This window comes from Desulfuromonas sp., assembly GCA_002869615.1.
Taxonomy (GTDB): domain Bacteria; phylum Desulfobacterota; class Desulfuromonadia; order Desulfuromonadales; family UBA2294; genus BM707.
The window spans coordinates 25,734-35,516 of record PKUH01000120.1; the positions used below are offsets into that span (position 1 = coordinate 25,734).

Below are 9,783 nucleotides of genomic sequence, written 5' to 3' on the forward strand. Positions count from 1 at the left end.
GATGAAATCTTTTAACTGTAAAGTCCTCCCGGTTGCCCTGCTCGCCGTTTTGCTGACCGTCACTACAGCATTTGCTGCCGGTGGTGGTGGCCATGCCGATGGCGGCGCCCTGCTCAAGGACTTTATCTATCGCTGTATCGCTTTTGCCATGACCTTCGGCATTATTTTTTATTTTGTCAGGAAGCCGGCGATGAATGCTCTTAAGGGGCGTAAGGAATCGATCGCCCAGCAGCTCGAGGAGGCAAAGCAGGCCCGAGAGGATGCAGAAGCCAAATTCGCCGAGTACGACGAGAAGCTCAACAAGGCCGAAGCCGAGATCGAGCAGATCGCAGCCGAATTAAAAAAGGAAGGCGAGATCGAACGCGACAAGATTATCGCCAGTGCCGGTGAGCAGGCCGAGAAGATCAAGAATGAAGCTGAAAAGTCAGCCGCCTTCGAAATCGCCCGGGCCCGGGCTGAATTGCAGCAGGAGGCGGCCCGCCTCGCAGTCGAACTGGCCGAAGAACTGCTGAAGAAAAATGTTAATGACAAGGACAAGAGCAATATGGTCGACGAATATATGAAGAAGGTAGGAGAACTACATTGAGCGCCAGCGCAATTTCAAAACGCTATGCCAAGGCGCTGGTCAGCCTTGGTTCCGAGCAGAAAAAGATTGAGCAGTACGGTGCGGAGCTGAGCACGGTTAACGCACTCGTCGAATCTCAAGACCTTCTGCGTTTACTCATCGAAAGTCCGACTTTTGCCGTTGAAAAAAAGTCGGCGATTTTTGCCGAGATCATGGAAAAGCTCGGCCTGTCAGCCGGCATGCGTGATTTTTTTGGGCTGTTGGTTGAAAAAGACCGGATGCAGTATCTGCCGCAAATCGACCAGAAGTATCAGCAACTGGCTGATGAGCTTTCCGGCACCCTGCGGGCCAGCGTGACTGCAGCAGCCAAGCTCTCGGCGGCACAGCAGAAGGCGATCACCGCCGAACTGGAAAAACAGACCGGTAAAAAAGTGGAACTGACCGTTGATGTCGACGAGGCACTGATTGGTGGCCTGCGCACCGAGATCGGCGGTAAATTGTTTGACGGAAGTGTAAAAACACAACTCAAGCGGATTGAAGATACCTTAACGAAGGGGTGAGATAGGTCCAATGGAAATCAGAGCAGAAGAAATAAGCGCGATCATTAAAAAACAGATCGAAAACTTCGATCGCGAAGTCGAGGTCAGTGAAACCGGAACCATTATTTCAGTCGGTGACGGTATTGCCCGTATCCATGGCCTTGACAAGGCTATGGCTGGTGAGCTTCTCGAGTTCCCCGGTAACACCATGGGCATGGTCCTCAACCTGGAGGAAGATAATGTCGGTGCGGCGATCCTCGGTGAGGCCGAACACATCAAGGAAGGCGACACCGTCAAGCGGACCGAACGGATTGTACAGGTTCCGGTCGGTGAATCACTGATTGGTCGAGTCGTCAACGGTATCGGTATTGCGATCGACGGTCAGGGTGAAATTGAATCGAACGATTTCCGGAAAGTTGAAATCAAGGCACCCGGTATCGTTGAGCGTAAATCGGTTCATGAGCCGATGCAGACAGGACTCAAGGCAATCGACGCCATGGTTCCGATCGGTCGTGGCCAGCGTGAGCTGATCATCGGCGACCGGCAGACCGGCAAAACGGCCGTCGCTACCGACGCCATCATCAACCAGAAGGGCCAGAACATGGTCTGTATCTACGTGGCGATCGGTCAAAAGCGTTCGACCGTTGCCCAGGTTGTTGAAAAGCTCAAGCAACACGGCGCCATGGATTACACCATCGTCGTCTCCGCTTCCGCTTCCGAGCCGGCGCCGCTGCAGTTCATCGCACCTTATACCGGCGTAACCATGGGTGAGTTTTTCCGCGATAGCGGCAAACACGCCCTGATTATCTATGATGATTTGTCGAAACAGGCGGTTGCCTATCGTCAGCTCTCCCTGCTGCTCCGTCGCCCGCCGGGCCGTGAGGCTTATCCGGGTGACGTTTTCTATCTCCACAGCCGTCTGCTCGAACGTGCCGCCAAGCTCAATGATGAAGAAGGTGCCGGTTCCCTGACCGCCCTGCCGATCATTGAAACCCAGGCCGGTGACGTCTCCGCATATATCCCGACCAACGTTATTTCGATTACCGACGGCCAGATCTTCCTCGAGACCGACCTGTTTTATTCCGGTGTTCGTCCGGCGATCAACGTTGGCCTCTCGGTCTCCCGTGTCGGTGGCGCCGCCCAGGTCAAGGCGATGAAGCAGGTCGCCGGTACCCTGCGACTGGCTCTCGCCCAGTATCGTGAGATGGCGGCTTTTGCCCAGTTCGGTTCCGACCTTGATGCCGCAACCCAGCGCCAGCTCAACCGTGGTGCCCGCCTGGTCGAGATTCTTAAACAGGGTCAGTATCAGCCGTTACCGGTTTCGCAGCAGGTTGTTGCGATCTTTGCTGCCAACAACGGCTACGTTGATGAATACCCGACAGAAGATGTGCAGCGCTACGAAACGGAAATGATTGCTTTTATGAAGAACAAGCATTCCCAGCTGCTGAGTGATCTCGATGAGAAAAAAGCGATCGATGATGATATCGAAGGTCGGATCAAGGCTGCCCTCGATGAGTTCAAGGGTCAGTTCGTCGTCGAAGCTGCCTAATTTAAAGGATAAAGGGTTTTAGAGAATGCCCAGTCTGAAGGATATAAAAAAGCGGATCAGCTCGGTCAAGAACACCCAGCAGATCACCAAGGCGATGAAAATGGTTTCGGCGGCCAAGCTGCGCCGGGCCCAGGACGCCGTGGTTGCTGCCCGTCCGTATGCTGACAAAATTCTCGACGTGCTCTCCAGTCTGGCCCTGCGTGAGGAGCCCGGGGTGCATCCCCTGCTCGAGGAGCGCGGGAAAGGCAAGGCGTTGGTGGTTCTGATGACAGCCGATCGCGGTCTGTGCGGTGGCTTCAACAGCAACATCAGCAAGACCGCCGAGCGTTTCATCAACGACAACGAAGAGGGCTACGAAGGTTACGACCTTTTGATTGTCGGCCGTAAAGGCAACGAATACCTGAAAAGCCGGCATGGCGAAATCATCACCAAGGTGCATGAGCATGTGACCGGCAGTGTCGATTTTGCCCTTGCCTCGGTCATCGGAGAAGAAGTGGTCGAACCGTTTGTCGAGGGAATCTACGATGCCGTATTTCTGGTTTACAATTCATTCCAGAGCGCGATTAGCCAGGAGCAGACGGTTCGCCAGCTGTTGCCGATCGTCCCGAAAGAGATCGAGGGCGACGGATATTCAGCCGAATATCTTTACGAGCCGAGCCGCGGCAAAGTCCTCGAACAAATCCTGCCGAAGCATATCAACGTGCAGATTTTCAGGTCTCTGCTTGAATCGGTCGCTTCAGAGCATGGTGCCCGGATGACGGCTATGGATAGTGCAAGTAAAAACGCTTCCGAGATGATCGACCGGCTGACCCTGCAGTACAACCGGGCACGCCAGGCCGCGATCACCAAAGAGTTGATGGAAATCATCTCCGGCGCTGAATCGATCAAGTAACAAATACGAACGTGCTCCCGCCTGAGAACAGAGCGGGAACAAGGAGGAACGGTTCATCATGAATAAAGGTAAGATTACCCAGGTTATCGGTCCCGTCATTGACGTCGAATTTGAAGCTGGCAAGCTTCCCGAGATCTACCACGCCCTCAAGATTACAAACCCGGCGATCGATGATCGGGAAGACAACCTGATCTGTGAGGTTGCCCAACATCTTGGTGAGAACACCGTTCGCGCCATCGCTATGGATACAACCGAGGGTCTGGTTCGTGGTCAGGACGTGACCGATACCGGTGACCAGATTTTGATGCCGGTCGGTCGCAAGACCCTTGGTCGCATCATGAACGTCATCGGTGAGCCGGTTGACGAAGCCGGTCCGGTTGAAGCTGAAAACGAGTGGGCGATTCATCGTCCGGCTCCTGAGTTTGTCGATCAGTCGACCGCGGTTGAAGCGTTCGAGACCGGAATCAAGGTCGTCGATCTGCTCGCCCCCTACTCGCGTGGCGGCAAGATCGGTCTGTTCGGCGGTGCCGGTGTCGGCAAGACCGTTCTGATCATGGAACTGATCAACAATGTCGCCAAGCAGCACGGTGGCTTCTCGGTTTTCGCCGGGGTTGGTGAGCGGACCCGTGAGGGCAACGATCTCTGGCACGAAATGAAGGACTCAGGCGTTCTCGACAAGGCTGCCCTGATTTATGGCCAGATGAATGAGCCGCCGGGAGCCCGTGCCCGCGTCGGTCTCTCGGCCTTGACCGTTGCCGAATATTTCCGTGACGAGGAAGGCCAGGACGTGCTCCTCTTTATCGACAATATCTTCCGCTTCACCCAGGCCGGTTCCGAGGTTTCCGCCCTTCTTGGCCGGATCCCTTCCGCCGTTGGTTACCAGCCGACTCTGGCGACTGAAATGGGTGAACTGCAGGAGCGTATCACTACCACCAATAAAGGTTCGATCACTTCGGTTCAGGCGATTTACGTTCCGGCTGATGACCTGACTGACCCGGCCCCGGCAACCGCGTTCGCCCATCTTGATGCGACCACCGTTCTGTCGCGCCAGATCGCCGAACTCGGTATCTACCCGGCGGTCGACCCGCTTGACTCGACCAGCCGGATCCTCGATCCGCAGGTGGTTGGTGAAGAGCATTACAAGTGTGCCCGTGACGTTCAGTATGTTCTGCAGCGCTACAAGGATCTGCAGGATATCATTGCCATCCTCGGTATGGATGAACTCTCCGAGGAAGACAAACTGGTCGTTGCCCGTGCCCGCAAGATTCAACGTTTCCTTTCGCAACCGTTCCACGTTGCCGAGACCTTTACCGGTGCCCCTGGCAAATACGTTGAACTGAAGGACACGATCAAGGGTTTCCGTGATCTCGTCGACGGTAAATACGATGATATCCCGGAGCAGGCCTTCTACCTGGTCGGTACCATTGAAGAGGCCCTCGAAAAGGCCAAGGAACTGGCGGCCTGATCGCGCGGAGTTTATATCTCCGAACCCTGAAAAAGGAAGTTTGCAATGGCTGAAAAACTGAAACTTGAAATGGTTACCCCGCACCAGCGGGTTCTGTCGGAAGAGGTCGATGAACTGTCGGCACCGGGAACCCTGGGGGAACTCGGTATCCTGCCGGGGCATACACCGCTTCTGACGACTCTCAAGGTCGGTCAACTCACCTATAAGAAAGAGGGAGAGACCTTCCATGTTGCCGTCAATTGGGGGTATGTTGAGGTTGAGGATGATACGGTCACGGTTCTGGTTGAAACAGCTGAACTGGCCGACCAGATCGATCTTGAGCGAGCCAAGGCGGCGCGCGGCCGCGCCGAAGATGCACTTAAGACGCTCAATTCCGAAGACAAGCAGTTCAAGGTAATGGAAGCTGCCCTGGCGCGGGCTGTCATCCGGATTCAGGTTGCCTGTAAACAGCATTGATCCGGAAACAAAAGAGTGAAGAATCAAGGGCGGTCCATACGGACCGCCCTTTTTAATTGCTGAAACAGTTTGTACGAAAATGCGGACAGGTTCATCTGCCGGCAAATACGCGCTGTAGAAGTTCGGTTGTCCGATTGGCCGGATTCCTGCGAATGGCCTGTTCCTCCCGGGCCAGGTAAAAGAAAATGCCGCTTATTCCCTGCTCGATCACATAACTTGTCAAATCAGCCTTTACGTCTGGAACAAACGGCAGCGCCCGGTACTTGCCGATTGCCCTGTCATAAGCCTGAATGGCACCGACTTGCGCGAGGCTGGCAGAAACGACCGGGCGCATTTCGACGATCAGACCGGGTGTCATCCTGTTCTGGAAATATCTGGTTGCCGCATCGTCCGGACCATTGTATATCGACATAATGTCGTTAAAGGTCATTTCGTAAATCGATTGCCAGAAAAGGGCTCTAGCCTTCGGCGCGGCAAGTTCGGCAGCACGGTTAAGTTTAAGTTCAAGGTCATTGAGCAGATAGGAAAGACCAACTTTATCGAGCGCGGTCTGGACCTTCACCAGTTTATCCGGAAGCGGGATATGAATAACCGGATCGAGGTTGAAGCCGTCTTTTCTGCCGAGTTGGATAACGACGTTGCCGGTACCGACCTTCAGGGCCTCCTTGAGTCCCTGCCCGATCTCATCAGTAGTCAGTGGCCGTTCGGCCACTGCAGCGTTGAGAATATCGGTTCCCTGCTGCCACAGTCGGGCCTGATTTTCGACACAGCCGCCGAGAAAAAAAACCGTTAAAAGCAGAAATGCAAATAGGGATGATTTCATCAGTCTGAGGTTTTGCGCCGGTCGTCTCCTGACCGCCTATCCGTACCATTGCGGCGTTCTTCTTGAGATGAATTTGGCATATTGGCAACCCGACGATCCGTATCGCGCCGGTCAGTGCCGGAGCGTTTTTTCTCATCTGCCATAACGTGCCTCCTGATTAAGGTGAGTTGCACCTGGTGGTAGATTAAAAACCAGGTAACGCAAAGTACAGACAATTCTAACAGAAAAAAGAGATTATTCAGTAAACAGGGAAGAGACGAGTCTCATCCGAAGGCGCCGACCTTCAGCGATGTTTTTGCAAATTGACCAATGATCGATCAAGATCATCGGGTGTATGTGCTTCGAGGGTCATCGTCGGAGACGATTCGAGTTGGTCAACGCGGGCAAAAAGATCGGTGAAATTAATATCGCCTTCACCGATCGGGCGATGCTCGTCGCCTTTGCCGGTATTGTCGTGCAAATGGAGATGCACGATCCGGTGGCCGAGAGTGGTAAACCACTCATCAAGCGAACTCTTCGCGAAAAGGCGCCAGTGACCGACATCGAAACAGTGGCCAAGGCGTGGTGAATCAATCTGATCAAGCAGATCGCGCAGGGTCCCGGGATGGGTTTCGAAGATATTTTCAAGGGCGAGATTGATTTCAAACTGCTCGGCCAGATCAATGATCGCAGGCCAGAAATCAAGGGAAGCATTGAGCCAGAGATGGTCCATGCCGCCGTACTTCCAGTACTCGTAGCCGGGATGGAACACGATGGTCCGGGCTCCGAAGCGTGACGCGGCCGCCAGGGTCTGGCGAAAGCGGATGGCAGTGGCCTCGAAAACGTAAGGTTCAATAGCACCCGGATTAAGATCAAAAAAAGGGGCATGAATCGAAACGTTGAGACCGGCCGCAGTGAACGCGGCAGCGGCCCGTTCAACCAGTTCCGGATCGAGCTGGTCAAGATCCTCACCCCGGAAACCGATTTCCGGTTGCAGCTGCCGTTCAAGGAGTATCGGCAGGAGCTCTTCCAGCTGCCGATACGGGATGGTCACGTGGAGCGGATTAACCATCGGCGGCCTTGCTGGTGGCGATCTGTTCAAGGTTCAAGATAGCCGATGGCTCTCCGAGTGTAATCAGGACATCGCCGGCATCAATCTGTGTTGTCGGTGCCGGATTGAAGTGCATCTGTCCGTCGTCCTTCTTGACGCCGACGATGATAATTCCGAGGTCCTTGCGAATTCCCGAGGTAATCAGGTTTTTGCCGACCAGGGCGGAGTCAGCGGCAATACGTAATTCCTCGAGCTGCAGCTCGTAATTCTTCCCGGCGGTAGCGATTTCGATAAAATCAACAACTGAGGGGCGCAATATGGCTTGTGCCATCCGCGATGCACCCATAACGTAAGGTGAAATAACCTTCGATGCACCGGCCCGTTTGAGCTTGGTTTCCGAAACTTCCTCGCTGGCCCGGGCCAGGATGAAAAGGTCGGGATTGAGACCGCGTGCAGTCAGGGTAATATAGACGTTTTCGGTGTCGGAAGTGACTGCTGTGATCAGTCCCTTGGCATGCCGGATACCGGCCCTGATAAGGGTCTCGTCGAGGGTTGCATCGCCATTGACAAAGAGAGTCTCATCAAGATTTAAACGTTCGATTTTCGCCGTTTCTTTTTCGACCACGACAAACGGGACCGGTTTTGCTTCGAATTCACGACAGATATGGGTGCCGATACGGCCATAGCCGCAAATGATGTAGTGGTTCCTCAGTTTGGAGATTTTCTTTTCCAATTTTCTTCTCCCGAGAATAGAACGGAGCTGACCTTCGACCATGAATTGTACGATGCTACCGGCGCTGTAAGCAATAAAGCTGACCCAGAAAATAATCAGCGCAATGGTAAAAACCTGGCCGGGCGGGCTGAGACGGTAGACCTCGCGGAATCCAACCGTCGAAACAGTAATGACGGTCATATAGAGGGCGTCGATCAGAGACCAGTCCTCTATCATCACATAGCCGGCGGTCCCGATAAAAAGCAGGCCTATAAGAAAAAAAAAGGATAAGCGCAAATTGCGGGTCGGGCTCATAAATACTCCATCAGTCAACGCGGATTTTAACCTGCCAGCAGGAAGATGGCAAGGGCTCGATTTACGCTCTGAACGGGTTAGAAAGGGCTTGACAAAATATGTATACTGTATACAATTTTCTGAATTTAATTTAATGGGAGTGGCAGGGTGAAAAAGAAGCCGATTGAACATCACCAGACACTGCGGGAAAAGATTCTGGAAACAATCCGGGAGTCGATTCTCAAGGGTCAGCTCAAGCCGGGGGAAAAGGTCGCGGAACCGGAATTGGCCGAGCGGTTCGGAATCAGCCGAACGCCGATTCGTGAGGCGTTTCGTCAGCTTGAGAGTGAGGGCTACCTGACGGTTATTCCGCGCAAGGGTGCAGTGGTCACGGCACTGTCGGAACGGGCGGTTGAAGAGTTTTACGCGATCAAGTCGATCCTCGAAGGTTATGCAGCGCAGATGGCCGCCGAGAACATGACCGACAGGGATATCGAAAAACTCGAATCGATCAATCTGAAGCTGCAGGAACTGGCTGATGATGGCGATGTTAAAAACTTTTTCAGAGTTCACAACGAATTTCATGAAGTCTTCATCCGGGCCTCGGGAAATGAAAAATTGCTGGAACTGATCAACCAGCTGATGCTTAAATTTAACCGCTTTCGCCTGGCGTCTTTGTCTCTGCCCGGCCGTATGGAGATCTCGGTCAAGGAGCATGAGAAAATTATCAGGGCATTCAAGCGCAAGGATGGTTCGCAGGCGGATGCCCTGGTGCGGAAAACCGCATCCTTCGGTGGTCAGGTTCTGATCCAGAGCATGGCCCAGTCGGAGGGCCGACATGCCGAAAGCTCAATTCTGAAAAGGGTGGTCGATGTCTGACCTCCCCGATGGTTGTGTGAACAACAAGGCCCCGTTGCAGCGTATAGATAAAGACGTGTAACGGGGCCTTGCTTTTTCTTCTGCATCGGTTATCATACCGACGCAACAGAGAAATAAAGGAGAAAACAAAATGAAAAGAATCACTGGTTTGATCGTTTGCCTGATGCTGGTCCCTTTCTCGGCCCAGGCAACAAAGCTTGCTCTCGATTTTAATAACGAAAGTGCGGAAATCCGACTTGATGTTCCACTTACGGCCGATGAGTTTGGCCGGTCGGTTATCGGTGGACGCTATCTTTACAATGAAGATGAAGATACCGATATGGGGACCGCCGAATTCAAGTTTTTCGGTGAGCCGGGGGCTGTGCCCGGGCTCGAAGTCGGTGCCGGCTTTATCGGCTACGTCGGCGAAACTCAGGATATTTTAGATTTCCGCAATATCGGAATCGGGGTCATGGCTTCGTATGCTCCCGGTCAGCTCCAGGGGCTCGGGTTCTCGGCCCGTGTTGTCTATTCGCCCGATATCTTCTCGTGGGGAGATTCGGATGGGTTGACCGAGTTCAATACCCGGGTCAGCTACGC

Annotated in this window: 11 protein-coding genes; 8 read left to right on the forward strand and 3 right to left on the reverse strand. The window is 53.6% G+C overall.

From position 1 onward, the window contains the following. Position 1 precedes the first annotated feature (1 nt). From atpF to atpC, 6 genes are read left to right on the forward strand one after another with little or no spacing between them, the layout of a single operon-like run. A complete protein-coding gene (gene atpF / locus C0623_14765) occupies positions 2 to 586 on the forward strand; it encodes an ATP synthase F0 subunit B (GenBank protein ID PLX97708.1) in 585 nt (194 codons plus the stop codon). Next, positions 583 to 1,125: a F0F1 ATP synthase subunit delta gene (locus C0623_14770; protein PLX97709.1), complete on the forward strand. Its 543-nt coding sequence runs from the start codon at positions 583 to 585 to the stop codon at positions 1,123 to 1,125. Before atpF ends, C0623_14770 begins: the two co-directional genes overlap by 4 nt. A gap of 10 nt (positions 1,126 to 1,135) precedes the next feature. Further along, positions 1,136 to 2,653: a F0F1 ATP synthase subunit alpha gene (locus tag C0623_14775; GenBank protein ID PLX97710.1), complete on the forward strand. Its 1,518-nt coding sequence runs from the start codon at positions 1,136 to 1,138 to the stop codon at positions 2,651 to 2,653. A gap of 25 nt (positions 2,654 to 2,678) precedes the next feature. Continuing rightward, complete coding sequence (gene atpG, locus C0623_14780) at positions 2,679 to 3,545, forward strand: ATP synthase F1 subunit gamma (protein PLX97711.1); 867 nt, start codon at positions 2,679 to 2,681, stop codon at positions 3,543 to 3,545. 58 nt (positions 3,546 to 3,603) lie between these two features. Further along, complete coding sequence (atpD, locus tag C0623_14785) at positions 3,604 to 5,010, forward strand: F0F1 ATP synthase subunit beta (GenBank protein ID PLX97712.1); 1,407 nt, start codon at positions 3,604 to 3,606, stop codon at positions 5,008 to 5,010. A gap of 45 nt (positions 5,011 to 5,055) precedes the next feature. Then, positions 5,056 to 5,466: an ATP synthase F1 subunit epsilon gene (gene atpC / locus C0623_14790; protein PLX97713.1), complete on the forward strand. Its 411-nt coding sequence runs from the start codon at positions 5,056 to 5,058 to the stop codon at positions 5,464 to 5,466. A 91-nt stretch (positions 5,467 to 5,557) separates the two neighbouring features. Here the strand turns inward: atpC and C0623_14795 are convergent, their stop codons facing one another. The 3 genes from C0623_14795 to C0623_14805 all read right to left on the reverse strand — a co-directional run bounded on the left by C0623_14795 (position 5,558) and on the right by C0623_14805 (position 8,346). Then, positions 5,558 to 6,289 carry a DUF4197 domain-containing protein gene (locus C0623_14795; protein ID PLX97714.1) on the reverse strand — a complete coding sequence of 244 codons (732 nt, stop codon included), beginning with the start codon at positions 6,287 to 6,289 and terminating at the stop codon, positions 5,558 to 5,560. Between the two features lie 283 nt (positions 6,290 to 6,572). Next, positions 6,573 to 7,340, reverse strand: coding sequence for an AP endonuclease (locus C0623_14800; GenBank protein ID PLX97715.1), 768 nt, complete (start codon positions 7,338 to 7,340; stop codon positions 6,573 to 6,575). Next, positions 7,333 to 8,346, reverse strand: coding sequence for a potassium channel protein (locus C0623_14805; protein PLX97716.1), 1,014 nt, complete (start codon positions 8,344 to 8,346; stop codon positions 7,333 to 7,335). The genes C0623_14800 and C0623_14805 overlap by 8 nt, the downstream gene beginning before the upstream one ends. A gap of 147 nt (positions 8,347 to 8,493) precedes the next feature. On the opposite strand from C0623_14805, the gene C0623_14810 reads away from it, so the two are divergent. Together C0623_14810 and C0623_14815 are read left to right on the forward strand one after the other, a co-directional pair. Then, on the forward strand, positions 8,494 to 9,204 hold the full coding sequence (locus C0623_14810) for a GntR family transcriptional regulator (GenBank protein PLX97717.1): 711 nt from the start codon (positions 8,494 to 8,496) through the stop codon (positions 9,202 to 9,204). Positions 9,205 to 9,334: 130 nt separating this feature from the next. Then, on the forward strand, positions 9,335 to 9,783 hold a 449-nt coding region (locus C0623_14815), incomplete at its 3' end, for a hypothetical protein (protein ID PLX97718.1).